Genomic DNA, 23,875 nt, shown 5'->3' on the forward strand with positions numbered 1-23,875 from the left:
CAACCGCCGGCCGAGAGCCTGAAGGCAGCCGCGGAGGAACCGCGGGAGCACGTCAGGAGGCTTTCCCATGGCTCAGGAGTTACGGCGGGCCCTGCTCGCGATCTCGCTCACGCTCGGGCTGGGCGCCGGCACGATCTTCGTGACCGCCCCCGCCCAGGCGGCCGTCCCCACCACCCTCACGATGTCCTCGGCCGACGACGATGACGATGACGACGGCGCACCCCGTGGGGGCGTGGACACGGGTCTTGGCGGGCTGGCCCGTGACGACGACGATGATGACGGTGCGGCTCCGCGTGGCGGGGTCGACACCGGGATGGGCGGGACCGCGGCGGGCGCGGACGCCGGCAGGACCGCTGAGTCGGCCGCGCCCGTACGGTTGCGCGTCCCCGCCATCAAGCTCTCCACCAAGATGATCCCGTTGCGCCTGGACGCCGAGCGCCGCCTGGTCGCCCCCAAGGCCTTCGACAGGGTGGGCTGGAACGAGGCAGGGCCGGAGCCGGGCGAGCGGGGCGTGGCCGTCGTCGCCGGGCACGTCGACTCCACCACCGGTCCCGCCGTGTTCTACCGCCTGCGCCACCTGCGCAAGGGCGACCGGGTGCACGTGGACCGGGCAGACGGCAGCACGGTCACGTTCGTGGTCGGCCGCGTGACCCGCTATCCGAAGAGCCGGGTACCGGACAAGGAGGTCTATCACGGAGGTGCGGGCGCCGAGCTGCGCCTGATCACGTGCGGCGGTACGTTCGACCGCGCCCGCCGCAGCTACCGGGACAACGTGATCGTGTTCGCCCGCGGACGGGCGTCGCCGGTGTGCCGCAGGGGAGCCGGTTTCCCGGCGGCACACCGGTTGTCCTGGCCCGCATTCGTCTTCGCGTACTGAGGTCGGAACCGCGTAGGCGCGGCTCGGCCGGGCGACCACCTGACCTACGACGTTCTATGACGGGCCCCCTGCCAGCGGGTTGGGCAGGATGGCCCACCGGTCGCCGGGCGGCGCGTCGTCGAGCTGGGCGAGCAGGTGGGCCTTCACCGTGAGGTGCGCGCCGAACACGGCGTCGCGGTCGGCGTGCGCGTCGGGCGTGCCGGGCAGCTCGTCGAACGCCCTGCGCGCGGCCGCGGCCACGACGTCCCACAACGTCGCCTCCGTGGCGCGGTCGCGCCGCCCGAGCAGCGCGACCAGGCTGCCGAACGTGGTGCCGACGAGCGAGCCGAGCAGCTTGCCGTGCAGCACGTCCGGGTCGTCGGTGAGCAGCCTGGGGCTGACGGGCGGGGTCTCGATCCCGTTGCGGGCGAGCCGGGCGGGGCTGATCCTGACGTCGGCCAGGTCCCGGTAGATCAGCCGGTACGGCAGGCCGTCACGGTCGAGCGCGACCAGCAGGTTCTGGCCGTGCGCCTCCAGCGCCACGCCCAGGGCGAGCATGCCGAGCAGGTCCTCCGACGCCAGGCGGGCGAACGCCGCCAGCCACGCGACGGGGTCGCGGACCATCTCGCGGGTGATCGCCGCCACGGGCAGCACCGTCTCCGCGCCGGCGCGCGGTGTGGGCTCCCGCAGCATGGCCGACACGTCGGCGCTGTGCTCGCCGTCGACCCTCGCGGCGGCCCCCGCCAGGTAGCCGGCGACGGCGGGACGCCCGCCCCGCCGCCCCGACAGGGCGGCGAGCAGGCGCGACAGCGGGACGCAGTCCCGGACGGAACCGGGGGAGATGTCCCTGACGCTGGAGGTCATCCGGGTGCTGAACGCCGTCTTCACGTGCGGGCCGCCGTCCACGGGGGCGAGGGTGCGTACGGACGTCAGCGGCCGGGCCGGGATCGCCCCCGTGGCGTACGGGCGTAGGCCCAGGCCGGGCAGGACATGGCGGGTCTGCCAGGGGTGCAGGGGGAGCAGGAGCCGGTCGCCGTCCACGAGCGCGGCCGGCCACGACCCCGTCACCAGGCACGCGGCGGCGGGCAGCGCGACCAGGTCGAGGGCGACGGTGGTGCGGTGCTCCGGCATGTACGCGAGCTGCTCGGCCACGGAGACGCCGGGGCGGTTGCGGCAACCCGGATGGTAGGGATGCCCGTCGACCACGCTCTGCTCGTAGTCCTCCGGCGTGTTCGGGCCGTCGGGGCCGGCCCGGGCGGTGGCGGCGGCGCGGGACAGGGCCAGCGAGGCGACGCTGTTGTCCAGGTCGTGGACCAGCCGGGTGGTGCCGGGCAGGGCGAGCGCGGCCAAAAGCTCGGCGGGGTGCGTGTACGGCCGGCCGTCCAGCCAGAGAGCCGGCTCGCCTCCGAGGTCGTACGGCAGCCGCGCCCGCCCCCGCAACCGCCGCCCGTCCGCCAGCGCCACGCACACCTGCCCGCCCTGGCGCCCGTCCGCGAAGCCCGCCGGCCGTGCGAGGCCGGGCAGGGGTTCGTACAGCAGGCTGCGCCACAGGCGGCCCAGCACGGCGGCTCGGGCGCCAGGCAGGGCGGCGGCGTAGCCCGCTGAGAGCTCCGGACGCACGACGGCCAGCTCCGCCTCGAACGCGGCCTCCGCCGCCCGCGCGTTTCGCGTCATGTCCTCCTGGCTACCCGGAGGGTTCCGTTCACGCGCCAGGTTCCGCCCCCGTGGGCACGTCGAGGAGCCCGAGGCTCTCCTGCTCGCCCCTGCGCGTGATGACCTCGTTGATGGCCCGGGCGAGCCGCTGCCTGCTGTAGTCGCCCTCGGGCAGCTCGTTGAGGTGGGTGAGCAGGTCGGCGGGCAGATTCACGTGCTGGGACACCGCCGAGTACACCTCCCGCATCGCCACCCGGTCCCGGCCGCGGAACGCCTCGTCGATGGCCTGCTGCAGTTCGTCGCGCACGGCGTGGTCAGTCATCGGTGTCATCTCCTGTAGGTCCGGCGAGCAGATCCTCCGCCTGTTCCATCACCATCTCGACCGAGACGTCGCGCACCCACGACCGGTCGTGCGGGCAGCGCTCCGCGGCCGGGTCCACGCCGCTCGCGCCGCACTGCGGGCAGGCCGTGGTCCAGGAGATCAGCGGGCGGTGCCGGGTCCTGCTCAGCGGCCCGGCGTTGATGAGGTTGCCGCACCAGTAGACGCCGACGGTGGGCGTGCCGACGGCGGCGGCCAGGTGGCGCGGGCCCGTGTCGTTGGACACCAGCAGGTCGCAGCGCTCGTACAGCGCGGCCAGCCCGCCGATGCCGAGCGCGCCGACGACGGCGACGGCGGGCCGCCGGATCGCCTCGACCACGCCCAGCACCAGGTCCTCCTCCTCGCGGGTGCCCGTCACCACGACCGGCCTGCCCAGCCGGTCGGCGACCTCGGCGAACCGTTCCACAGGCCAGCGCCGTCGCGGGTCGCGCGCGCCCGGATGCACGGCCACCAGCCCGGGCGGCGGCTCGCCCAGCAGTTCCGTCGCCTCGGCGCGGTCGGCCGCGGTGAGCGCCAGCCGCGGCTCCAGCCCGTCCGCGACCCCGCCGACCAGCGCGGCGACCTGCAGGAAGCGCAGCGTCTCGTGGTGGTAGTCGGTGTACGGCACCCAGCGGTCCAGCCGCTCGGCGCCGGGGGCGCGCATCCCCGCGCTCACCCTGGCGTCCAGCCGGCGGACGAACGGGTTGGAGTAGCGGCCACCGCCGTGGATCTGCACCGCCAGGTCGAACCGGCGCCTGCGCAGCCGCTCGCACAGCTTGTCGGGCGCGGCGTGCCCGGGCTCGACCGTGGACACGCCCGAGATCGGCGGCAGCGCCACCACGTCGTCCACGGGCCCCGGCCGTCCCGCCAGGAACGCGGCGTGCCACGGCATGCCCAGCAGCGTCAGGTGCGCGCCGGGGTAGGCCCGCTTGAGCGCCTCCAGCGCCGGGACGGCCAGCAGGAAGTCGCCGAGGGCGTTGGCCCGCAGCACCGCGATCCGTTCCACCCCGCCGACCAGCGCCGTCATGGCGCCTCCCGTACGGGGGCTGCCGGGCGCTTGGTGTGAAGGGTGGTGCATAGCCGCCTGGCTACCCCGAGACGTCATGCCCGTAACACCCGCCTAAATACTCCATCGCGGGTTTGACCTGGCCTTTTGCTGGTATGCGCCTCTCATGGGCACAGAGCGGGTCATCAGCGCCGCGGTGGTCGGCGACGTCATGCTCGACTCGTGGCTGTACGGCTCGGCCAAGCGCCTGGCGCAGGAGGCGCCGGTGCCCGTGATGAGCCTGGAGACCACCGTGGTCGCGCCGGGCGGCGCCGCCAACACCGCCGCCAACCTGGTGGCGCTGGGCGCCCGCGTCCGGCTCGTCGGCGTCGTGGGCGACGACGAGTGCGGCGAGACCCTGGTGCGCTCGCTCCAGCTGCGCGGCGTCGGGACGGACCTGCAGACGGTGCCGGGGCGGCGTACCGCGCACAAGCGGCGGCTGGTCACCAGCGGCCAGCTCACCGCGCGCTACGACGAGGAGGACCTCGACGGCATCCCCGGCCACGCGGAGCGGCGGCTGCTCGGTCGGCTGGCCGGCGCCATGGCGGGGGCCGACGTGGTCGTCGCGTGCGACTACGGAGGCGGCGTGTTCACCCCGGCCGTGCGCCGGGCGCTCGCCGGGGCGCCCCTGCTGGTGGTGGACGCGCACGCGGTGGCGGCGTGGCGGGAGTGCGCGCCGGCCGCGGTGCTCCCGAACTTCGCCGAGGTCGTACGCCTGCTCGACGACGGTGTGGAGCCCGGCGACCGGCCGGCGTACCTGGCGGCCCGGTCGGAACGGCTGCTGGAGCTGACCAGGGCCGGGGTCGTGGTCACCACGCTGGACGGGGAGGGCACGCTGCTGCACAGGCGCGGCCTGCCGCCGTACCGGACCTACGCCAGGCCCGCGCCGCAGCACATGGCGACGGGCGCGGGCGACACCTACACCGCCGCGTTCGCTCTCTGGCTGGCGGGCGGGGCCTCGCCCGAGGAGGCCGCGGAGGCGGGCCAGGCAGCGGCCGGCGTCGTCGTACGGCGCCAGGGGACGGCCGTCTGCACCCGCCACGAGCTGATGCGCGCGCTGCGCCGCCACGAGGGGACGGTCCAGACGGCGGAGAGCCTCGCCCAGCTGCTGGACGAGCACCGGCGCAGGGGCGAGCGGGTGGTGTTCACCAACGGCTGCTTCGACGTGCTGCACCGGGGGCACGTGAGCTACCTGGAGGAGGCGGGGCGGCTCGGCGACGTGCTCGTGGTGGCCGTCAACAGCGACGCGGGCGTGGCCCGGCTGAAGGGCCCGGGACGCCCGGTCAACCCGTGCGAGGACCGCATGTCGGTGCTGGCGGCGCTGAACGACGTCGACTACGTGACCGAGTTCGACGAGGACACGCCGGAGCGGCTGCTCAGGATGATCCGGCCCGAGATCTACGTCAAGGGCGGCGACTACACCCCCGAGATGCTCGCGGAGGCCCCGCTGGTGCGCTCGCTGGGCGGCGAGGTGCGCGTGCTCGGTTACGTCCGCGACCGGTCGTCCACCGCCATCATCGGCCGCATGCGGGCGATGCCCTGAGGTTTGGCGGCCCCGCCGTTCGGTAGACGGCTGCTCATGACACAGACCCTTCCGGCCCGCCCTCACCTGCCTGCGGAAGCCGAGCCCCGGCGGAAGCCGGAGCCACGGCGCAGGCCGGTCAGGCGGGCCGCCGCCCGCGGCGCGATCGCGTCCATGGCGATGTCGGGCAGCAGACAGTTCACCACCGCGCTCGGGCTGGTCGAGAGGACGCCGCCGGAGTCGGTGATCGAGCGGACCGCTCCCCGGATGTTCCACAAGATCCCGGTCGGGCGCCGGCCGGCCCTGGTGGAGGCGGTGCACTGGACGTACGGGGCGGTCGGCGGGGCGGTCTTCGGGCTGTTGCCGGGCGCCGTGCGCCGCCGGAAGTGGGCGGGCCCCGTCTACGGGCTGCTGGTCTGGGCCGCGTTCGAGACGGCCATCGCGCCCGCCCTCGGCCTGCCGCGCAGGAAGGGCACCGCCGTGGAGCGGATCGCGCTGCTGGCCGACCACCTGTTGTACGGGACGGTGGTGGGCGCCTCGCCGTGGCCGTACCAGGACACGCCTCAGAGGTGAGCCGAGAGCGCCCCGGCCAGCCACGGGCGCAGGATCGGCAGCACGGTCGCCGAGTGCATGGCGGACATGTGGTCGAGCCCGTCGAGCACCTGGACGTCCCAGCCGAGGGCTTCGAGCTCGGCCCGGTGGCGGGCCAGGGTGCCGCCGATGCTGACGTGCGTGCCGCCCCACCGCTCGTCGTAGTGGATCTCGTCGGCCGAGCCGGCGAAGCAGAGCCGGGGGCAGGAGAGCCGGACGGCCCGGTCGTCGAACCCCTGCAACTCCTCGTAGAGGGTGACGAACTGCCGGGTCTGCTCCTCGGTGGTGGCCACCTCGGCCGACGACCAGTCGTACGCGTCGCCCGTTTCGGTCTTGTCGGTCTTCTCGGGCTGGGGCGCCTGCCCGGTGGCCATCTCGTACGTCGCGTTCGTCACCCGCAACATCTCCGCGTACGGCGCCCCGTACGCCGGGAAGCCGCCCATGACGAGCGCCGAGAGCCGGTCGGTCCTGATCGCCAGCTGCAACCCGCTCACCGCCAGCCACGAGTAGCCGTAGTACGCGAACCGCTCGGCTCCCGCCGCGTCGGCCACGGCCACCAGGTCGGCCGCGATGGCGGCGGGCGTGAGTGTGGCGGGTTTGGGCGTGGCCATGACGTGGCCCTGGTAGTCGAAGGCGATGACCTGGAAGGCGTCGCCGAGGCCGTCGATGAGCGAGCGCCCGAGCGCCGGGTCGGCGCCCCATTTCCGCATCTCGTCGGCCTGCTCGCCCTCGACGGGGCGCGGGTCGACGGGCAGCAGCAGGGCCGGGCCCGAGCCGTGCACCTCCACGTCGATGGTGCTTCCGTCGTGCAACGTCGCCTTGGCCATGGCGGGCTCCTCGTTGATTCGATACGCCGTAAAGTATTGTCCCGGCGAGAATAGCTTATGGCGTAAAGAGTCTCAACGGGTTGGGCACGGGCACGCACCGCATGTCGCCGCCGTCGGCGCCCAGCCAGCGCAGCGTGAGATTGGCCTTGGCCGGCACGTGCGAAGCCGACAGCAGGTCGCGCAGCTCCACGGGATCGTCGTGGTCCTTGCCCGCGGCGGCGAACACGCCCCTGGCCCGCGCCCACAACTCCGCGCGCAGCCCCGGATGGCGGGCCGCGACCGAGCCGCCGATCTCTCGCAGGTGGTTGGTCACCAGGCAGTACACCAGCCGCTCCCAGGCGTAGGAACGGCTCACCAGCGGCGCGTCCCCGAGCGCGGGATGCCGGTCCGCGACCAGCTTGACGCCCTCGTGATCGCGGAAGACGGCCTGCGCGGGCATGCCCTGCCCGTCCACCGCGATCAGCACGTTCTGCAGGTGGCATTCGAGCACCACGCCGTGGCGCAGGTAGGCGTGCAGGAGCGGGGGCACCACGTGGTCGAGATAGGCGCCCCACCAGGCCAGCGCCTGCTCCTCACCCAGCCCGTCGAGCGGGTTGCCGGCGAACCCCTCGGCGATCGCCGCCGACAGCAGCGGCGTCAGCCCGGGACGAACGTGCTCGCGCAGCCCGTCGCGGACGATCGCGGCGAGCCCCTCGCCGCCGTCCGAGCCCAGCCGGGCGCTGCGGTAGCCCCGGTCGCGCAGCACGGCCGGGCGCGGCAGGTGACAGGGCAGGTCGTCGAAGGCCAGGTCCAGCGCGTCGGCGACCACGGGCAGGCGGCGCAGATCGCGCAGCCACAGCCGGCGGACGTCGTTCGTGATCCGCACGTCCAGGCTGAACTTGCAGAACAGGTCCGCCTCCGGCAGGTACACCGTGCGGATCGACGCGGTCGGCACGGCCACGGCCGCCGTGACCCCGAGGTGGCGCAGCCGCCCGCCGCGCAGGCCGCCCAGCAACTTCACCTGCCAGGGGTGAGCGGGCAGCGCCACCAGGCCGCCGGCGTCGAACCCGCCGGGCCGGTCCCGCGCCGCCGCGAACCCTCCGTGCCCGTCGGGCCCGGCCGCGAACGTGCCGGGCAGGTCGGGTCCTGCCGCGCGTCCGAGAAGGTCGAGGCCGGTGGTGTCACCCTCCTCCACCAGATCCTCGGCGGGGACGCCGAGCAGCGGCAGGGGAAAGCTCGCGTGCGCCTCCGGCGAGTACCGCAGCCACACCTCCGGCCCCGACCCGCCGCGCGCCTTGGGCGCGGGATGGTAGCGGTGGCCCGCCACCAGAGCCTGCTCCGAGCGCAGGTACGGGTCCGCGGGCGGCGCGGCGGTCCGCCTGGCGGCCAGCAGCGCCGCCGTGACGTCCCGGCTGTGCAGGATCTCGGCGGGCAGCGCGTCGTTGCCGACCCCCGTGCCGGCGCGCAGCTCGGCGGAGGCCAGCGTGACCAGCTCGGCCAGCGTCAGCTCGCGCCAGCCGCCAGGCGTGCGGAGGGCGGGCCTGCCCGGGTGGCGCGCGTTCCGGACCCGCAGGACGCGGCCGGTCGCGGGCAGCAGGTACGCCCCGGGTTCGGGGCCGTACGGCCCGGCAACCTCGCGCAGGAGGCAGTTGAGCAGCGCCGTCGCCGTGAGGTCGTCGGCGTCCGCCCCTGCCTCGCCGTGCCCGGCCGGCGGGAGGAGGCCGTCAGTGATTGCCATGGCGAGCTTCTCCTACCGTTCATTCATCAAGCATCCCCCGGTGGGTCCCCGGGACCCGTGGCCCGGTCCCAGGCACCTGCCCCGGCGGCGGGGTCTCACGACCGGTTTCCCGTCCGTTCTGCGGCCGGTGGTCCCGTGCCTCTATCTAGACCGATCGTTCTCGAATGTGTTAGCTTGGCGGCATGGCGAGGAACAAGGAGTTCGACCCGGACGTCGCTTTGCAGAAGGCGCTGGACCTCTTCTGGGAACGCGGCTACGAGGCGACGTCGATGGCCGACCTCGTCGAGCACCTGGGCGTCGCGCGGGCGAGCGTCTATGCCACGTTCGGCGGCAAGCGGGAGCTCTACCTGCGGGCGCTGGAGCGCTACCTGGCGCAGCGCGACGTCGTCGGGCCGCTGGCCCAGCCGGGGCCCGCGCTGCCCGCGATCCGGGCGTTCCTCGACGCCTACGTCGCCGAATGCCTGGCCGACGAGCTGCGAAGAGGCTGCATGGTGGTGAACACCGCCGTGGAGTTCGCCGCGCGCGACGCGGCCATGTCGGCGAAGGTGGTCGCGAGCTGGGCGGAGCTGGAGACCGCGATCGCCGCCGCCCTCGTCAGGGCGCGGGCCCAGGGCGAGATCCCCGCGGAGAAGGACCCGCACGCGCTGGCCAGGTTCCTGCTCGTGCTGCTGCAGGGCGTCAGGGTGCTCGGCAGGGCCGACCCCGATCCCTGCCGGCGGCTGCGTGACGCGGTCGATCAGGCGATGAACGTCATCAACATTTAAGAACGATTGGTATGGAATAATGGCAGAACGTTTCGCAGGCAAGGTCGCGCTCGTCACGGGCGCCGGCGGGGTCGTCGGCCGTGCGGCCGCGCTGGCGTACGCGAGGGAGGGCGCGGCCGTGCTGCTCGCGGGCCGCGACCCCGCGCGGCTGGCCGAGGTCGTGCGGCAGATCGAGGCGGATGGGGGGCGGGCCGGGGCGTTCACGCTCGACATCACCAGGTCCGCCGAGGTCGCCGCCATGGTGGAGGCGGCCGTCACGCGGTTCGGGCGGCTCGACGTGGCGTTCAACGCGGCCGGGATCTTCGGCACGCTGGCGCCGGTGGCCGGCTATGACGAGGACGTCTGGGACGACGTGCTGGCGGTCAATCTCAAGGGCGTGTTCCTGTCGATGAAGCACGAGATCGCTCACATGCGCGCGCACGGCGGCGGCGTCATCGTCAACGTCGCCTCCAACCTCGGCGCCCACTGGCGGTTGCCCGGGGCCGGCGCTTATGTCGCGTCGAAGGCGGCCGTGAGCCACCTGACCCGCACGGCGGCACTCGAATACATCGCGGAGGGCGTACGCATCAACGCCCTCAGCCCCGGCCCGATCGACTCGCCCATGTCCGCGCGGCCCGGCGAGACCCCCGAGGAGCGGGACATCCGCATGAAGGACGCGCTGCCGATCGGCCGGGTCGCGGCCCCCGAGGAGATCGCCGCCGCGGCGCTGTGGTTGTCGTCGCCCGAGTCGTCGTTCGTCGTGGGCCACGACCACGTGATCGACGGCGGCGCCACCGCCTGACCTGCTCAGGAGGCCTGGAAGTCCGCGACGTTCTCCTTCGTCACCACCTTCACCGGCACCGCCACCGTCTTCTGCACCGTCTCGCCCTTGGCGACCTGCACGGCGGCCTCCACCGCCTGCCGGCCGAGCAGCTGGGGCTGCTGCGCGACGGTGGCGGCCATGGTGCCGGCCTGCACGGCCTTCAGCGCGTCCGGCGTGCCGTCGAAGCCGACCACCTTGACCTGCTGCCCGGCCCTGGCCCCCAGCGCCTTGATCGCGCCCAGCGCCATCTCGTCGTTCTCCGCGAACACGCCGGCGACGCCGGGATGCGACTGGATCAGGTTGGTCATGACGTCCAGCCCTTTGGTCCTGTCGAAGTCGGCCGGCTGCTTGGCGACGACCTTGATGTTCGGGTACGCCGCGATGCCCTGCGTGAACCCCTGGCCGCGGTCGCGCGAGGCGGACGTGCCCGGCGTGCCCTGGAGCACGGCCACCTCGCCCTTCTCGCCGAGCTGCTTGGCCAGCTCCTGCGCGGCCATCTTGCCGCCCGACACGTTGTCGGAGGCCACCGTCTGCGCGACCTCGGCGCCGTTGACGCCGCGGTCGGCCGCGACGACCGGGATGTTCACCCGCTCCGCCGCCTTCACCGCCGGGGCGGCCGCGTCGGAGTCGACCGGGTTGATGATGACCGCCTTCATGTTCTGGCTGGTGAAGTTCTGGACCTGGTTCACCTGCTGGGACGCGTCGTTCTGGGCGTCGGTGACGGTGAGCGTGGCCCCGAGCCTCTTCGCCTCGGCCTGCGCGCCGTCGCGCAGCTGGACGAAGTACGGGTTGTTCAGCGTCGACACCGACATGCCGAGCTTCAGCTCGCCGTCCTGAGCGCCACCCCCGCCCCCGCCCCCGCCGGCCGAGCCGCACGCGGCCAGCCCGAGCACGGCCGCGGCCATGATGATCGCGGGACTGCGCATGATGTATCCCCTCCTAGTTGGTTCCTCTGCGCCGCAGGGTGTCGACGAGGACCGCGAGCGCGATCACCACGCCGATCACGACCTGCTGCCAGAACGCCGAAACCGACAGCAGGTTCAGCCCGTTGCGCAACACGGCCAGGATGAGCGCCCCGACGAGCGTGCCGAGCGCCCTGCCCTTCCCGCCGGACAGGCTCGCGCCGCCGATCACCACGGCCGCGATCGCGTCGAGCTCGTAACCCGCCGCCGCCTGCGGCTGCGCCGAGGCCAGGCGGCTGGCCAGCACGATCCCGGCCACCGCGGCGAAACCCCCGGACAGCGCGTACGTGATGAGCAGCTGCCGGCCCACCTTGATCCCCGACAGCCGCGCGGCCTCCTCGTTGCCGCCGATGGCGTACATGGCGCGGCCCGGATAGGTCCTGTTGAGGATCACCGCCGCGATCACGCCCATGACCACCATCACGATCAGGGGGATCGGCAGGTAGGTCCCGATCGTGCCGCCCAGCTCCGACACGGCGTCGGGCATCGCGATCGGGCTGCCCTCCGAGACGACCAGGGCCAGGCCGCGGGCGATGCCGAGCATGGCCAGCGTGGCGATGAACGGCGGCAGCTTGCCGTACGCGATGAGAGCCGCGCTGACCAGCCCGCACGCGACGCCGACCGCGAGCGACAGCAGAGTGGCCAGCGGCCACGGCAGCCCGGCCGACGTGGCGGTCCAGGCGAGGGAGATCGCCGACAGCGCCGCGACGGACCCGACGGACAGGTCGATGCCGCCCGTCACGATCACGAACGTCGACCCGAACGCCAGGATCGCCGTGACGGCGGCCTGGACGCCGACGTTGAGCAGGTTCGTCAGGCTCAGGAAGTCGGCCGACAGCAGCGACAGCGCCACGACCAGCACCACGAGCGCGACCACGGCGCCGTTCTCGGCCAGCCACGCGGCGGCCGGCGAGCGGCGGGGGAGCACGTCAGCGGACATGGGAGGCCTCCATGGTCGCGAGCGCCATCACGTCGTCCTGCGTCGCCTCGGTGGCGCGCAGCTCGCCCACGAGCCGCCCCCGCGCCATGACGAGGATCCGGTCGCTCATCCCGAGCACCTCCGGCAGGTCACTGGAGATCATGAGCACCGCGTCGCCGGCGGCGGTGAGCGCGTTGACCAGCTGGTAGATCTCGACCTTGGCCCCGACGTCGACGCCGCGCGTCGGCTCGTCGAGGATGAGCACCTTCGCGTTCGCCGCCAGCCACTTGCCGATGACCACCTTCTGCTGGTTGCCGCCGGAGAGCGTGCGCACCTCCTGGCTCAGCCCGGTCATCCGGATGCCGAGCTGCTCGGCCACCCTGGCGGCGATCCTGCGCAGGCCCGGCCGGTCCACGAACCCGGCCCGCGTGGCGTCGCGCATGGTGACCAGGCCCAGGTTCTCGGCGACGTCCGCACCCAGCACCAGGCCCTGGGCCTTGCGGTCCTCGGGGACCAGGCCGAGCCCGGCCTCCATGGCGGCGTGCACGTCGCCGGGCGGCAGCCGCCTGCCGCGTACGAACACCTGGCCCGAGTCGTAACGGTCGGCGCCGAACACCGCCCGCGCCACCTCCGTGCGGCCCGCCCCCACGAGCCCCGCCATGCCGACCACCTCGCCGGCCCGCACCTCGAACGACACGTCGTCGAACACGCCCCGCCTGGCCAGCCCGCGCACCTCCAGCAGCGGCTCCCCCCGCTCGGCCGGCCGATCCGGAGCAGCGCGCGGGTACTGCTGGTCGATGGGCCGACCGACCATCAGGCCGACCAGCTCGTCCCGCCGGGTGTTCGCCGGCACCTCGGCCACGGACTTGCCGTCACGCAGCACGGTCACCCGGTCGCCGATGTCGGCGATCTCCTCCAGGTGGTGGGTGATGAACACGACGGCCACGCCCTCGTCGCGCAGCTGCCTGACGATCGCGAACAGCCTGGCCACCTCGCTCGTGGTGAGCACCGCGGTCGGCTCGTCCATGATCAGCACGCGCGCGTCCAGCGCCAGCGCCTTGGCGATCTCCACCATCTGCATGCGGGCGATGCCGAGCCTGGCGGTCGGCGTGCGCGGGTCCACGTCCACGCCGACCCGTTGGAGCAGCCGGCCCGCCTGCTGCTCCATGCGCCTGACGTCCACGAACCCGAACCTGCGGGGCGGACGGCCGAGCGCCAGGTTCTCCGCAACCGTGAGCTGTGGGACGAGGTTGAACTCCTGGTAGATGGTCGCGATGCCGAGCCGCTGCGCGTCGCCCGCCGAGCGGATGTGCACCTTCCTGCCGTCCATGAGCACCCGGCCGCCGTCCGGATGGTACGCCCCGGACAGGATCTTGATCAGCGTGCTCTTGCCCGCGCCGTTCTCGCCCAGCAGGACGTGCACCTCACCGGTGCGCAGGCTCAGGTCGACGCCGTCGAGCGCGACCACGCCCGGGAACGTCTTCCGCAGCCCCTCGGCCCTGAGAATCTCGTGGCTCACACAGGAGCCCTTTCCGCTCAGGAGAGCGACGAACCCCGGAACGCACGAAGTGAGCCGCCCGGCGTATCTCGCGAATTCCTAGCCGGTCAGTTCGGCGATCTGGTCCGGGGTGGCGCCGAGCCGTTCGGCCTCAGAGGCCAGCGCCGCCACCTCGTCGCCGCGACCCTCGCTGCGAAGCATTCCGGCGTATGCGAAGACAGCGCTCAACCAGCCTGCGGCGATGCTCTCCTTGAAATGGTCCTCGGCAGCCTTGATCGCGCCGCGCTCCAGGTAGATCTTGGCGAGAGTTTCGTGGGCGGCATCCGAGCCGTCGGCCACCGCCCGGTCGAGATGGTCGACCGCCTCTCCCACACGGTCGTTGTTCACCAGAAACTCGCCGTAGTAATAGCGGGCGCCTTCGTCATCATTTTCGACCGCCGCGCGGAAGTCGGCCTCCGCGGCCTCGTCCTCCCCCCTTTCCACCAGGAACGTGGCGCGTTCGACATGTGCCCCCGCCAGCCGTTCGGTCACGGCGCGGTCGTAGAGCTCGCGCGCTGCGTCATCGTTGCCCAGCTGCGCTTCGGCGGTGGCCAGCTTGAGCAGCGCCGTCGATCCGGTTTGGTCCTCCGCCTCCAGCAGACTTCTGCGCAACCAGGCGACGGCCGCCTCGGGAGCGCCCCGGTCGAGTTCCAGGCTGCCCAGGTTGCCGAACGCCAGCGCGTCTCCCTGTTCGGCGGCCTGGCGGAACAGGTGCTCGGCCTCATCCTGGCGAGAGTCGTCCTCGCTGAGGAAGGTGCCGAAGTCGTTGAGGGCGCCAGGCTCTCCGCGCTCGACTGCTTTCCTGTACCACTCCTCGGCGCGCTCACGGTCGCCCACAGCGTCGGCCCAGATGGTAGCCGCGCGCAGTGCGGCTACCTCGTGGCCGACGGCCTGCTCCATCAGCTGAGCGGCTTCCACGGCGCGGCCGGTTTGCACCAGGAGATCGGCCAGCCAGTCGCGGGCCTCCGCCTCTCCCGCGGCCAGCGCCTCGCGCAACACGGGCTCGGCCGTGGCGTAGTCCTCCAGATGAATCAGAATCTCGCTGTATGCGATTGCTGCTCCGGGCACGCCTTGTCTGGCCGCCTCGGCATACACGGCAGCTGCCCCCTGGTAGTCCTCCGCCTCGGCCAGCTGCTCGGCCCTGGCGAGCAGGTCGTTGCCATTCATGTCCATTTTCCCTGCCTGCCCAGCGGCGTTCGTCGTCACGGCTATGGTCTATTTTAGACACTGATAGGCCGCCTACTTTTTCTTTTTCTTCTTGTTGGGATTCTCCGGAATCCTGCGGCGTCCTCCGTGGCGGGCGGCGTTCTGGTGCTTGTCCCTCTTTGACTTGCTCGCACCCTTTTTATGTTCGTTTCTGTTCTGCTGATTGAGTGGAGGTTTATTATTATTATTGTTGTTGTTGTTATTGCTATTATTATTATTGCTGTTGTTGTCGTTGCTGTCGCTACTGCGTCTACGGCCAAGCATGGAGGCGGTGCGGTTGTCGCCTGTGCCGCTGCGGCTGACAGAAGTGGGGCGCATAGGGACGTTGCGGCCGCCCGTGCCGGCCAGGGCGGGCGTCCCGCCGGGCCCACCGGGGCGGCGGAGGTTGTCCAGGATGCGGCGCATCGGCTCCGTGACCCTGCGCCGCAACAACTGGCCGAGGACGTTGCCCGTGCCCTGGACACCTTCGCGCCGGATCTTGGCGGCCGCGGCGCGGGCCGCGAGCACGCGCGCGGTGGCGTACGTCGCTCCGGCCGCCCCGCCGAAAGCCAGCAGTTTGGCGACGTCGGCCGCGGCGGCCGCGGCCTGCACGGCCGTCGCGAGCTTCATCCCGGACACGACGTTGGCCGCGCCCTCGAGCCCCACGGGCGCCAGCCTCGCCGCGGTGGCGGCCTGGTCGAGGTGGCCGCCGCTGAGCCCTGTCCTGTCCCAGTGGGCCTGGAGGGCGGTGCCCGACCCGCCGCCGTAGTGCTCCTGGGCGCCGCGTACCGCGGTCTCCGCCCGCATCGTGGCGGGGAGCGCCTGGGCGGCCACGGTGCGAGCGGCGGTGCTCTCGCTGCGCATGTCGTCTTCGTTGACGGTGTAGCCCGGGCTGATCATCGACAGCATGCCCTCAACCGCAGGGGGGACGACTACGCCCATGCGGTATCGGGCTTCTCGAAGCCCTCGGCGTTCGCGACCTCGGTTTCGGCCGTGTTCCTGACCGCCAGGTGCATGCCGTCGCCGGTGTCCTGCATCACCATGGACAGCGCCCGGTGCACGGCCATCGACATCTCGCGGCACTCGGCGTACAGGGCGGTGAACATGCCGAACGTGCCGTCATCCCCGAAGGAGGAGACGCCGTCCCCACGCTGCACGAGGGGGTTGAGAGCGGCGTGGTGCTCCTCCGCGTGGGTCCCGACCAGGGACGCCTTCTCTCCCGTTAAGCCCAGAGAAATTTCGAGTTCCGTCATGGCCACAACGATGCCGACGCAGCCGACGCAGACTCCGGGCACTGCACTGCACGTGCGACTCAGAGGAAAAAACCGAACATCCTGTGCATAGGCCGAGCGGCTGGTCCGTAGCTCGTCTCGCTCTGAAGCCGTCTGACTCCAGTCATGCCTATTGACGGCAGGGAAATGGTCCTCGCGGGACTTTTCGTGACATACGTCTTTTGGGGAAGAACGCAAAACGTGTCACGAGACGAGGACGAAGTGCTCGCGGGCCATCGGTGCGGCGCTCGCCGACGCCGAGCGGCATACCGACGAGCTGGCACGCGAGGCGATCCCCGAATACGAGCCCGTGGCCGCCCGGGCGCGAACTAAGCGGGCTCCGGCCGGAGAGTGACGAACCCCGGGAAGGCGCGGCAGGTGCCGCGTGACCTCAGGTCAGGTCCTGGTCCGCTTCGTCGTTCTGTGCGGCCGAGAGGGTCGCGGGACGCAGGATGCGGGAGGCGCCGACGATCTCGATCCCCAGCAGAGCGCCCTCCTTGTCCAGGTCGAGGATGACGTATCCCGGTATCTCGTCGGCCTCCACCGGGATCTGGGTCGCCGACTCGCCGGCGTTGATGGTGTCGACGAGGTAGACGTAGGCGACGTCGTTCTCGTCGTTGTACTCGATCCGCAAGCCTGCTACTTCTTTCTTCTCCAGAAGGTCGTGATGACCTTGAAGTTGCTGTCGCTCCGGATCACCACCAGGCCGTCGTCCCCCTCGTACTCGGACGTGCCGGGGTTCTTGCCGGGCTTCTTGGTTCCCTGCGACAGGGTCTCATTGATCTGCTGCTCGGAGACGTCGCGCTCTTCCTGGCGCTGCCTCGCGTGGCGGGAGAAGAAGCCGCCGTTGTTGTCGCCACCCGAGTTGCCCCTGCCCCTGCCGCTCCTGCGGCTCATCTGGGCCATGCCGTCCTGGACGGAGCGAGGGCCGGACGGCGAGCGCAGTCCTGCCGGGCGCATCGGGAGGCTGCGGCCGCCCGTGCCGGCCAGGGCGGGCGTGCCGCGGGGGCCGTTGAGGCGGTTGAGATCGTCGAGGATGCGGCGGCCCGGTTCGGTGACCCGGCGGCGCAGCAGCTGGCCGAGCACGTCGCCGGTGCCCTGCACGCCCTGTTTCCTGATCATCCGGTTGCGGGCCCTGGCCAGGAGGATGCGCCTGACGGCGAACGCGGTGCCGCCGGCCACGGCGCCCAGGGCCAGCAGCCGGGCGACGTCGACCGAGGCGTGCGCCGCCTGCATGATGGTCGCGACCTTCACCCCGGACACCACGTTGGCCGCGCCTTCGAGGCCCACGGGTGCCAGCCTCGCCGCGTTGGCGGCCTGCTCGAGGTGGCCGCCGCTGAGCCCGGTTTTGTCCCAGTGGGCTTGCAAGGCGGTGCCGGACTCGCCGCCGTAGTGCTGCCCGGCGCCGCGTACCGCGCTCTCCCCCTGCGCGGCGGCGGAGACCCCCTGTGTGGACGTGGCGCGGGCGGCGGCGCTCTCCGTCCGCATGTCGTCCTCGTCGATGGTGTACCAGGTGCTGACCATCGGCATGATGCCGCTGACCTCTGGAGGGACGGTTATGCCCATGTGGCACCGGTGTCTCTCAACGCCTCGGCGTTCGCGGCCTCGGTGTCCGCGGCGTTCCTGACCGCAAGGTGCATGCCGTCGCCGGTGTCCTGCATCACCGTGGAAAGCCCCTGGTGCACGGCCATCGACACCTGCCGGCTCTCGGCGTACGCGCCGATGAACATGCCGAACGTGCCATCATCCCCGAAGGAGGAGACGCCGTCCCCGCGGTGCGCGAGGGGGTTGAGAGCGGCGTGGTGTTCCTCCGCGTGGGTCCTGACCAGGGAGGCATCTTGCCCCGTTCCTCCCAGGTCCATCTCCATTCCCGTCATATCAGTAATTGTACTGTGACTCATTAGCGATATTGCGTGACTTGTCATGACATTTGGCACATTGGTAGGGAACGAACCAGGTGTCGCTAGACTGGGCCGCCGGTTCGCTCATGACCATCGGAGTGAGACATGCGCCCACCAGCACCGGAGGACGACGCGGAGTTCGTGGCCCGGTACGTCGAGAAGAGCCGGGAGGTCATCCGCGGCATCAAAGCCGCTCAGGCCGCGATCGGTCAGGTACAGGGCCGGGCGGAGAGCAGGGACGGGCTGATCGATGCGGCCGCCGACGGGCACGGAAGGGTGACGCGCCTGCGCATCGACCCGCGGGCGCTGCGGCAGGGCGAGCGGGCGCTCGGCGGCCAGGTGACGGCGGTGCTGCGCGCCGCGCAGGAGGAGGCCGCGCGCCAGGCGCGGGAGATAGCGGACGAGGCATCGGAACGCGCCGACGCGCTGCCCAAGCCGCTCGACGAGACGTTCGTCCGCGACCGGGTCGAGCAGGCGGCCCGCGACCTTCTTTCGTGAACGGGAGGCGGAACGTGTACGGCTTCGACCAGCCCTTCGGCGACGAGGAGGACGTCGACGCGCCCGTGCGGCAGGGCGACCAGCTCATGGCCAGGATGGAGGCCGCGCAGAACGACCTCGACAAGATCGTCGGCACCGGAAAGGGGCCGTCGCGACACGTGACGGCGTCGGTCGACCAGGAGGGCCGCGTTCTCGACGTCACGTTCGACCCCCGCGCCATGCGGCTGGGCAGCAGAGACCTGGCCGACGAGGTGCTCGCGGCGATCGGTGCGGCGTGCGCCGACGCCGAGCGGCAGACCGACGAGGTGCTGCGCGAGGCCATCCCCGGCTACGACCCCGTGGCCGCCCGGGCCGAGCTCGAACAGGCCCTGGCCGGCTGGGACTGACGGGTCACGGCCGGTGGCGCACGGGACGACCGGGCCTGACGGGTCACGGTCGTGACGTGGGGAAGGACGCCTCGACGCGGAAGCCGCCGTCGGCGTCCTGGCCGATCTCCATGGTGCCGCCGGCCAGCTCCACGTGCCGGCACAGGTCGAGCAGGCCCATGCCGGGGTCGCTGACGGCGACCCAGGCGTCCGGCCTGCCGGGAGTGTTGCGCACGCTCAGCCGTACGGCTCCCGGCCGGTAGCTCACCTGCACCCGCGCGTCCGCGCCGGGCGCGTGCTTGCGCACGTTCGTCAGGGCCTCCCGCACCAGCAGGTACGCCGCCCGCCCCACCACGCCCGGCACCGGCGCGGGCGTGCCGGTCACCGCCAGCTCGACGGGCACCCCCGCGCAGGCCGACTCGGTGATCAGCGGTCGCAGGTCGGGCAGCGGTAACCCCAGGTCGAAGCCCTCTCCCGACGTGCGCCGCAGCAGCGCCACCATGTGGCGCAGCTCGTCCAGCGCCTCGCAGCCCGTCGCCCGCAGCTCCTCGGCCGCCGTCCGCACCCGCTCGTCGGGCGCGCTCATGGCCAGCATCCCGGCCTGCAACACCATCCGGCTCACGCGATAGGTGACCACGTCGTGCATCTCGCCCGCCAGCCGTTCGCGCTCGATCCGCTCGGCCCGTTCGGCCTGCCCGCGCCGGATCCGGGCCCGGGCGGCGGTGTACATCCCGTACATGACCGCGAGTGCGATCACCGTCTCGGTACGCAGGACGAGGGGCATCTGGTGGGGCAGCGCCAGCACGGCGAGGGCCAGGACGATCACCGGCAACCACTGCGCGGCCCCGGGGTGCCGATCAGTAAGCCGGTCGCCGGGCCGATCACTGGGCCGATCACTGGGCCGATCACTGGGCCGGTTTCCGGCGAACGCCATCGCGCCGTACGCGGCGAACGCGGCCGTGGGCGGCCAGAACGGCGCGCCCACGGGCGGGACCGCGGCGGGCGCCGCGAACACGAGGAGCACCGGCAGGGCGAGCGCCGTGCCCGCGCTGATCCACGCGACCGTGAGCGGGGCCCTGCGCATCCAGAGCAGCGACAGCGCCGGCGCCATCAGAAGCGCCAGCACCAGACCCTGGTAGCCGGTCGCCGCGGTCAGGCCTGCTGCGACGATGACCGCGATCGCGTCGATCGGCCGCGGGCGGGCTCCGTCCACCGGCTCATCGTACGTTCGCGGGACTGGCGTGCCCACCCCTCAGCGCACGACCGGTCACGCCCTGGTGATGCGGACCGCGTCGGCGATCACGTATCCCGTGGCGGGCGTCCAGCGGCTCACGCCGACCACGTCGTAGGTGCCGGCCGCCAGCGTGTACGTCCCGAGCACCCGCCACTGCCCGCCCCCCGAGCGCTGGTCGACGGAGACCGTCCGGTTGCCGCCTGACGCCGCCACGATGTACGGGGTCGCGCTGTTGTAGCCGGGATCGGACGGATACCACACTTCGACCCGGTAGGTTCCCGCGCTGGGGATGGCCGCACGGAACCAGGCGGGGTCGCTGGCCGACACCGGCTGGGCGAAGCGGTAGTCGGTGCCGTGCAGCTGCCCGGAGAAGGAGGAGGTGCCCCAGTTCGTGCTGGCGGTGAAGCCGGTGCCGGCGTTGTCGACGACGACGCTGAACGTGCCGCCGCCCGCCGCCACGACCCGGCCCGCGCTCGGCGTGCTTTCCTGGTGGGTGCGGTTGAGCGCGCTCACGTAGTAGGTGTAGGCCGAGCCGCCGGCGGTCGTGTCCGTGAACGTCGTCTGCCGGGTCGTCGTGACGAGGTTGCGGGCGTCGGCGAAGAAGCACGGGTCGGCCGCGGACCGCTCCCCGTCCACCCGGTACACCGCGTACGCGGTGCCCGAGCCCGTCCACGCCAGCCGGACGCCGTCCGAGGCGCGCGCGGCCGAGGTGATCGACGGCGCGCCCGGCGCGCTGCCCGAGCCGCGCGCGGGCAGGAGCGCGGGCCTGGTGTAGTGGGCGTCGACGACCCGGGTGAACGCGCCGATCCTGTCGGCTCTGACGTCCTTGGCGCTGAAGAACACGTCGCCGACCACTTCGGGGTGTTTCCTGTTGTCGTGCAGGTGGTCGCTCAGTTCGGCCGGGTCCTGCCAGGCGGCGGCCTCCCCGGACGCGCCCGCCCGGTAGGCGGCCTGGCCGACGACGAGCTGCACGCCGGTGCCGCGTACGACGTCCGACCACCAGGCGGTGAGCACCTCGTACGCGGCGGTGGAGAACCCGATGTGCCAGTAGATCTGCGGCGAGATGTAGTCGACCCAGCCCTGCTTGACCCATTCGCGGCTGTCGGCGTAGATCGCGTCGTAGGACTGCAGGCCCGAGGTGCGCGAGCCGAGCGGGTCGGTGCCGGCGTTGCGCCAGATGCCGAACGGGCTGATGCCGAACGAGACGTGCGGCTTGGCGGCGTGGATTCGCTGGTCGAGCTCGCGTACGAGGAGGTTGACGTTGTTGCGCCGCCAGTCGCCGATGGTGGCGAACCCGGCGCCGTACCTGTCGTACGTGGCGGCGTCGGGGATGGTCTGGCCGCTCACCGGATAGGGGTAGAAGTAGTCGTCGAGGTGCACGCCGTCCACGTCGTAGCGGGAGACGGCGTCCATGATCGCGTCCTCGATGAAGGCGCGGACCTCCGGGATGCCCGGGTTGTAGTAGAGCTTGCCGCCGTAGGCGAAGCGCCAGCCGGGGTTCGTGCGCGCGGGGTGCGTGGAGACCAGCCTGTTCGGGTCGTCGTGGTTGGCGATCCGGTACGGGTTGAACCAGGCGTGGAACTCCAGGTTGCGGGCGTGTGCCTCGTTCACCATGAACGCCAGCGGGTCGTAGCCGGGGTCGCGGCCCTGGGTGCCGGTCAGCCACTGCGACCACGGCTCGTGGGGCGACGGCCAGAAGGCGTCGGCCGTCGGCCTGATCTGCACGATCACGGCGTTCATGCGCTTGCGTACGGCCAGGTCGAGCCAGGCCCGGAACTCCGCCTGCTGCGCCGACACGCTCAGCCCGGTGCGGCTCGGCCAGTCGATGTTCGCGACCGAGGAGATCCACATGGCCCTGAGCTGGCGCTTCGGGGTCGCGGGGTCGGTCGCGCAGTCGGCTGACGCGGTGGCTGCCATGGCTTCAGGCGCTGGGACGGGGGCCACGATGCTGACGAGTGCGGCGGTGAGCGCCGCCAGGACGGTACGCAGGAGCGCGGTCACGAAAGGAAGTTTCAGCGCCACTCGTTGAAAGCGCAATAGTTTTCAGGGGCCCAATCTCACGAGCCCCTCGCCTCCCGGAAAGGTGGGGCGAAAAGTTTCACTTAACCGGGAAGTAATGTCAATTATCGACATTAGTCAGGAAGGTGTCGTACCGTGCCCCCGTTACCCTCAACGAGGAGCACCCATGACTCTCGCCCGCACGCGATTAGCCGCCCTCGCCACCTCCCTCCTCGCCGTCCTGCTCATCGTCGCAGGTCAGCCCGCCGTCGCCACGGCCGAGGAGAACCCGCTCGCCGCCGCGTTCGACCGCGCCGCCGCCGAACACGACGTGCCCCGCGACCTGCTCGTCGCCCTCGCCTACGCCGAGACCCACCTCGACGGGCACGGCGGCGAGCCCAGCGCCAGCAATGGCTACGGCGTGATGCACCTGGTCAGCAACCCCACCAACCACTCGCTCGAACAGGCCGCAGAGCTCACCAAGCTCCCGGTCGACAAGCTGCGCGCCGACGACGAGGCCAACATCCTCGGCGGCGCCGCCGTCCTGCGAGCCCACGCCGACAAGCTCGGCCTCGACGAGACGGCCAGGAAGGACATCGGCCGCTGGTACCAGGCCGTGGCCAAGTACGGCAACGCGACCTCACCCGAGCTCGCCCGCCTGTACGCCGACGCCGTCTACGAAGGGCTGGGCCTCGGCATCGACATCCGTGGCGTGCAGGTCAAGCCGCAGGAGGTCACCGCCGACCGCGGCGACCTCGCCAACGCCCGCGACCTCAACGCGCGCGCCGTGGCCAGCACCGACTACCCGCCGGCCGCCTGGGTCGCGGCCAACTCCGGCAACTACACCGCCTCCAGCCGGGAATCGAGCTACAACATCGACCGGGTGGTCATCCACGTCACCCAGGGCTCGTACGCCGGCACCATCTCCTGGTTCCAGAACCCCAGCGCCAACGTCTCCGCCCACTACGTGGTCAAGTCGTCCAACGGCGCCATCACCCAGATGGTGCGCGACAAGGACGTCGCCTGGCACGCGGGCAACTGGTCCTACAACACCCGCTCGATCGGCATCGAGCACGAAGGCTGGGTCGACGACGCCTCCTGGTTCACCGACGCCATGTACCGGGCCTCCGCCGCCTTGACGCGCCACCTCTGCGACAAGTACGGCATCCCCAAGACCCGGACCGGCATCATCGGGCACAACGAGGTGCCCGGCGCCACCCACACCGACCCGGGCAGGCACTGGAACTGGACCACGTACATGAACTACGTGACCGGTGGTGACGACCCGCCGTCGTGGACGACGACCGTCGACAACGCCACCTCCGGCCAGTTCACCGCCAGCGCCAACTGGGGCACCTCCACCTACTCCAGCCAGCGCCACGGCGCCGACTACCGCTTCGCCGACCCGGTCTCCTCCAGCGACCCGGCCTGGTACTCGGCCACCATCCCCAGCGCGGGCACGTACCACGTGGAGGTCTGGTATCCGTCCGACGCCGGATACAACAGCTCGGCGCCGTACATCGTGGCGACATCGAGCGGCAACCAGACAGTCTACGTCGACCAGAGATCCGGCGGCGGATCCTGGCGCAGCATCGGATCCTTCTCGCTCAACGCCGGCACCTACAACGTCGTGGGCGTGAGCCGGTGGACCTCGGGCACCGGCTACGTCATCGCCGACGCGGTACGGATCAGCCGGAGCTGAAAGCCGTGCGGTTCGTGCCCACTCTGGCGGGGGCACGAGCCGTACGCGGGCCGGGGCGGCGCCCGCTCCCGGGCCAATCCCCCCCCACCCCCCTCCCCCCCCCAAACTCCCCACCCCCCCGCCGATCGTCCTCCGTGGGCACCCCGGGCCGCGGGTGGATCGGGGTCA

The 23,875-nt window shown here is 72.0% G+C and carries 24 protein-coding genes; 8 read left to right on the forward strand and 16 right to left on the reverse strand.

Annotated features, from left to right (window positions below; translation table 11 throughout):
* Nucleotides 1-67 precede the first annotated feature (67 nt).
* A complete protein-coding gene (locus ACZ6SA_RS19050; RefSeq protein WP_465829245.1) occupies nucleotides 68-877 on the forward strand; it encodes a class F sortase in 810 nt (269 codons plus the stop codon).
* A 54-nt stretch (nucleotides 878-931) separates the two neighbouring features.
* Here the strand turns inward: ACZ6SA_RS19050 and ACZ6SA_RS19055 are convergent, their stop codons facing one another.
* The 3 genes from ACZ6SA_RS19055 to ACZ6SA_RS19065 are packed head-to-tail and all read right to left on the reverse strand — an operon-like array spanning nucleotide 932 to nucleotide 3,894.
* Nucleotides 932-2,530: an IucA/IucC family protein gene (locus ACZ6SA_RS19055; protein ID WP_465829247.1), complete on the reverse strand. Its 1,599-nt coding sequence runs from the start codon at nucleotides 2,528-2,530 to the stop codon at nucleotides 932-934.
* 28 nt (nucleotides 2,531-2,558) lie between these two features.
* Nucleotides 2,559-2,831, reverse strand: coding sequence for a hypothetical protein (locus ACZ6SA_RS19060; RefSeq protein ID WP_347647935.1), 273 nt, complete (start codon nucleotides 2,829-2,831; stop codon nucleotides 2,559-2,561).
* Complete coding sequence (locus tag ACZ6SA_RS19065; protein ID WP_347647934.1) at nucleotides 2,824-3,894, reverse strand: glycosyltransferase family 9 protein; 1,071 nt, start codon at nucleotides 3,892-3,894, stop codon at nucleotides 2,824-2,826. The genes ACZ6SA_RS19060 and ACZ6SA_RS19065 overlap by 8 nt, the downstream gene beginning before the upstream one ends.
* A gap of 145 nt (nucleotides 3,895-4,039) precedes the next feature.
* Here ACZ6SA_RS19065 and rfaE2 point away from each other — a divergent pair, with 145 nt between their 5' ends.
* A complete protein-coding gene (gene rfaE2 / locus ACZ6SA_RS19070; protein WP_347647933.1) occupies nucleotides 4,040-5,455 on the forward strand; it encodes a D-glycero-beta-D-manno-heptose 1-phosphate adenylyltransferase in 1,416 nt (471 codons plus the stop codon).
* A 36-nt stretch (nucleotides 5,456-5,491) separates the two neighbouring features.
* A complete protein-coding gene (locus ACZ6SA_RS19075) occupies nucleotides 5,492-6,007 on the forward strand; it encodes a hypothetical protein (protein ID WP_347647932.1) in 516 nt (171 codons plus the stop codon).
* Here the strand turns inward: ACZ6SA_RS19075 and ACZ6SA_RS19080 are convergent.
* Both ACZ6SA_RS19080 and ACZ6SA_RS19085 read right to left on the reverse strand, forming a co-directional pair.
* Complete coding sequence (locus tag ACZ6SA_RS19080; RefSeq protein ID WP_347647931.1) at nucleotides 5,998-6,852, reverse strand: alpha/beta fold hydrolase; 855 nt, start codon at nucleotides 6,850-6,852, stop codon at nucleotides 5,998-6,000. The genes ACZ6SA_RS19075 and ACZ6SA_RS19080 overlap by 10 nt on opposite strands.
* Before the next feature lie 55 nt (nucleotides 6,853-6,907).
* A complete protein-coding gene (locus tag ACZ6SA_RS19085; RefSeq protein WP_465829250.1) occupies nucleotides 6,908-8,569 on the reverse strand; it encodes an IucA/IucC family protein in 1,662 nt (553 codons plus the stop codon).
* A 182-nt stretch (nucleotides 8,570-8,751) separates the two neighbouring features.
* On the opposite strand from ACZ6SA_RS19085, the gene ACZ6SA_RS19090 reads away from it, so the two are divergent.
* Complete coding sequence (locus tag ACZ6SA_RS19090) at nucleotides 8,752-9,333, forward strand: TetR/AcrR family transcriptional regulator (protein WP_465829252.1); 582 nt, start codon at nucleotides 8,752-8,754, stop codon at nucleotides 9,331-9,333.
* 19 nt (nucleotides 9,334-9,352) lie between these two features.
* Nucleotides 9,353-10,114, forward strand: a complete 762-nt coding sequence (locus ACZ6SA_RS19095) for an SDR family NAD(P)-dependent oxidoreductase (RefSeq protein ID WP_465829254.1) — start codon at nucleotides 9,353-9,355, stop codon at nucleotides 10,112-10,114.
* Nucleotides 10,115-10,119: 5 nt separating this feature from the next.
* Here ACZ6SA_RS19095 and ACZ6SA_RS19100 read toward each other — a convergent pair whose 3' ends face one another.
* The 9 genes from ACZ6SA_RS19100 to ACZ6SA_RS19140 all read right to left on the reverse strand — a co-directional run bounded on the left by ACZ6SA_RS19100 (nucleotide 10,120) and on the right by ACZ6SA_RS19140 (nucleotide 17,886).
* Nucleotides 10,120-11,061: a D-ribose ABC transporter substrate-binding protein gene (locus ACZ6SA_RS19100; protein WP_465829256.1), complete on the reverse strand. Its 942-nt coding sequence runs from the start codon at nucleotides 11,059-11,061 to the stop codon at nucleotides 10,120-10,122.
* A 13-nt stretch (nucleotides 11,062-11,074) separates the two neighbouring features.
* Nucleotides 11,075-12,037 (reverse strand): ABC transporter permease, encoded by a 963-nt coding sequence (locus ACZ6SA_RS19105; RefSeq protein WP_465829258.1) that lies wholly within the window; start codon nucleotides 12,035-12,037, stop codon nucleotides 11,075-11,077.
* Nucleotides 12,027-13,535: a sugar ABC transporter ATP-binding protein gene (locus ACZ6SA_RS19110; protein ID WP_465829260.1), complete on the reverse strand. Its 1,509-nt coding sequence runs from the start codon at nucleotides 13,533-13,535 to the stop codon at nucleotides 12,027-12,029. The genes ACZ6SA_RS19105 and ACZ6SA_RS19110 overlap by 11 nt, the downstream gene beginning before the upstream one ends.
* Before the next feature lie 78 nt (nucleotides 13,536-13,613).
* Nucleotides 13,614-14,720, reverse strand: a complete 1,107-nt coding sequence (locus tag ACZ6SA_RS19115; RefSeq protein ID WP_465829262.1) for a tetratricopeptide repeat protein — start codon at nucleotides 14,718-14,720, stop codon at nucleotides 13,614-13,616.
* A 72-nt stretch (nucleotides 14,721-14,792) separates the two neighbouring features.
* Nucleotides 14,793-15,680, reverse strand: a complete 888-nt coding sequence (locus tag ACZ6SA_RS19120; protein WP_465829264.1) for a hypothetical protein — start codon at nucleotides 15,678-15,680, stop codon at nucleotides 14,793-14,795.
* Nucleotides 15,671-15,991 (reverse strand): hypothetical protein, encoded by a 321-nt coding sequence (locus tag ACZ6SA_RS19125; RefSeq protein WP_465829266.1) that lies wholly within the window; start codon nucleotides 15,989-15,991, stop codon nucleotides 15,671-15,673. Before ACZ6SA_RS19125 ends, ACZ6SA_RS19120 begins: the two co-directional genes overlap by 10 nt.
* Before the next feature lie 409 nt (nucleotides 15,992-16,400).
* Entirely contained in the window at nucleotides 16,401-16,643 is a 243-nt protein-coding gene (locus tag ACZ6SA_RS19130) for a DUF2283 domain-containing protein (protein ID WP_347647921.1), read from the reverse strand.
* Nucleotides 16,644-16,648: 5 nt separating this feature from the next.
* Nucleotides 16,649-17,575: a DUF4258 domain-containing protein gene (locus ACZ6SA_RS19135; protein ID WP_465829268.1), complete on the reverse strand. Its 927-nt coding sequence runs from the start codon at nucleotides 17,573-17,575 to the stop codon at nucleotides 16,649-16,651.
* Nucleotides 17,566-17,886 (reverse strand): hypothetical protein, encoded by a 321-nt coding sequence (locus ACZ6SA_RS19140; RefSeq protein ID WP_465829270.1) that lies wholly within the window; start codon nucleotides 17,884-17,886, stop codon nucleotides 17,566-17,568. The genes ACZ6SA_RS19135 and ACZ6SA_RS19140 overlap by 10 nt, the downstream gene beginning before the upstream one ends.
* A 129-nt stretch (nucleotides 17,887-18,015) precedes the next feature.
* On the opposite strand from ACZ6SA_RS19140, the gene ACZ6SA_RS19145 reads away from it, so the two are divergent.
* Together ACZ6SA_RS19145 and ACZ6SA_RS19150 are read left to right on the forward strand one after the other, a co-directional pair.
* On the forward strand, nucleotides 18,016-18,408 hold the full coding sequence (locus ACZ6SA_RS19145; RefSeq protein ID WP_347647918.1) for a YbaB/EbfC family nucleoid-associated protein: 393 nt from the start codon (nucleotides 18,016-18,018) through the stop codon (nucleotides 18,406-18,408).
* The gene (locus ACZ6SA_RS19150) at nucleotides 18,405-18,794 is read left to right on the forward strand and encodes a YbaB/EbfC family nucleoid-associated protein (RefSeq protein WP_465829272.1); all 390 of its coding nucleotides are present in this window, start codon (nucleotides 18,405-18,407) and stop codon (nucleotides 18,792-18,794) included. Before ACZ6SA_RS19145 ends, ACZ6SA_RS19150 begins: the two co-directional genes overlap by 4 nt.
* Nucleotides 18,795-18,837: 43 nt before the next feature.
* On the opposite strand, the gene ACZ6SA_RS19155 is transcribed toward ACZ6SA_RS19150, so the two are convergent.
* A complete protein-coding gene (locus ACZ6SA_RS19155) occupies nucleotides 18,838-19,986 on the reverse strand; it encodes a sensor histidine kinase (RefSeq protein WP_465829274.1) in 1,149 nt (382 codons plus the stop codon).
* 54 nt (nucleotides 19,987-20,040) lie between these two features.
* Nucleotides 20,041-22,008, reverse strand: a complete 1,968-nt coding sequence (locus ACZ6SA_RS19160) for a family 10 glycosylhydrolase (RefSeq protein ID WP_465829276.1) — start codon at nucleotides 22,006-22,008, stop codon at nucleotides 20,041-20,043.
* Between the two features lie 184 nt (nucleotides 22,009-22,192).
* On the opposite strand from ACZ6SA_RS19160, the gene ACZ6SA_RS19165 reads away from it, so the two are divergent.
* The gene (locus ACZ6SA_RS19165) at nucleotides 22,193-23,707 is read left to right on the forward strand and encodes a golvesin C-terminal-like domain-containing protein (protein WP_465829278.1); all 1,515 of its coding nucleotides are present in this window, start codon (nucleotides 22,193-22,195) and stop codon (nucleotides 23,705-23,707) included.
* The last annotated feature ends 168 nt before the right edge of the window (nucleotides 23,708-23,875 follow it).

Source organism: Nonomuraea sp. NPDC049378, from assembly GCF_055586745.1.

Excerpts from the sequence above, each read along its gene's own strand:
- ACZ6SA_RS19075 (WP_347647932.1), top strand. The coding sequence starts at position 5,492 with ATGACACAGACCCTTCCGGCCCGCCCTCACCTGCCTGCGGAAGCCGAG.
- ACZ6SA_RS19095 (WP_465829254.1), top strand. The coding sequence starts at position 9,353 with ATGGCAGAACGTTTCGCAGGCAAGGTCGCGCTCGTCACGGGCGCCGGC.
- ACZ6SA_RS19140 (WP_465829270.1), bottom strand. The coding sequence starts at position 17,886 with ATGACGGGAATGGAGATGGACCTGGGAGGAACGGGGCAAGATGCCTCC.
- ACZ6SA_RS19165 (WP_465829278.1), top strand. The coding sequence starts at position 22,193 with ATGACTCTCGCCCGCACGCGATTAGCCGCCCTCGCCACCTCCCTCCTC.
- ACZ6SA_RS19120 (WP_465829264.1), bottom strand. The coding sequence starts at position 15,680 with ATGGGCGTAGTCGTCCCCCCTGCGGTTGAGGGCATGCTGTCGATGATC.
- ACZ6SA_RS19135 (WP_465829268.1), bottom strand. The coding sequence starts at position 17,575 with ATGGGCATAACCGTCCCTCCAGAGGTCAGCGGCATCATGCCGATGGTC.
- ACZ6SA_RS19145 (WP_347647918.1), top strand. The coding sequence starts at position 18,016 with ATGCGCCCACCAGCACCGGAGGACGACGCGGAGTTCGTGGCCCGGTAC.
- ACZ6SA_RS19055 (WP_465829247.1), bottom strand. The coding sequence starts at position 2,530 with ATGACGCGAAACGCGCGGGCGGCGGAGGCCGCGTTCGAGGCGGAGCTG.
- ACZ6SA_RS19065 (WP_347647934.1), bottom strand. The coding sequence starts at position 3,894 with ATGACGGCGCTGGTCGGCGGGGTGGAACGGATCGCGGTGCTGCGGGCC.
- ACZ6SA_RS19050 (WP_465829245.1), top strand. The coding sequence starts at position 68 with ATGGCTCAGGAGTTACGGCGGGCCCTGCTCGCGATCTCGCTCACGCTC.
- ACZ6SA_RS19090 (WP_465829252.1), top strand. The coding sequence starts at position 8,752 with ATGGCGAGGAACAAGGAGTTCGACCCGGACGTCGCTTTGCAGAAGGCG.
- ACZ6SA_RS19085 (WP_465829250.1), bottom strand. The coding sequence starts at position 8,569 with ATGGCAATCACTGACGGCCTCCTCCCGCCGGCCGGGCACGGCGAGGCA.
- ACZ6SA_RS19080 (WP_347647931.1), bottom strand. The coding sequence starts at position 6,852 with ATGGCCAAGGCGACGTTGCACGACGGAAGCACCATCGACGTGGAGGTG.
- ACZ6SA_RS19100 (WP_465829256.1), bottom strand. The coding sequence starts at position 11,061 with ATGCGCAGTCCCGCGATCATCATGGCCGCGGCCGTGCTCGGGCTGGCC.
- ACZ6SA_RS19115 (WP_465829262.1), bottom strand. The coding sequence starts at position 14,720 with ATGAATGGCAACGACCTGCTCGCCAGGGCCGAGCAGCTGGCCGAGGCG.
- ACZ6SA_RS19105 (WP_465829258.1), bottom strand. The coding sequence starts at position 12,037 with ATGTCCGCTGACGTGCTCCCCCGCCGCTCGCCGGCCGCCGCGTGGCTG.
- rfaE2 (WP_347647933.1), top strand. The coding sequence starts at position 4,040 with ATGGGCACAGAGCGGGTCATCAGCGCCGCGGTGGTCGGCGACGTCATG.
- ACZ6SA_RS19125 (WP_465829266.1), bottom strand. The coding sequence starts at position 15,991 with ATGACGGAACTCGAAATTTCTCTGGGCTTAACGGGAGAGAAGGCGTCC.
- ACZ6SA_RS19060 (WP_347647935.1), bottom strand. The coding sequence starts at position 2,831 with ATGACTGACCACGCCGTGCGCGACGAACTGCAGCAGGCCATCGACGAG.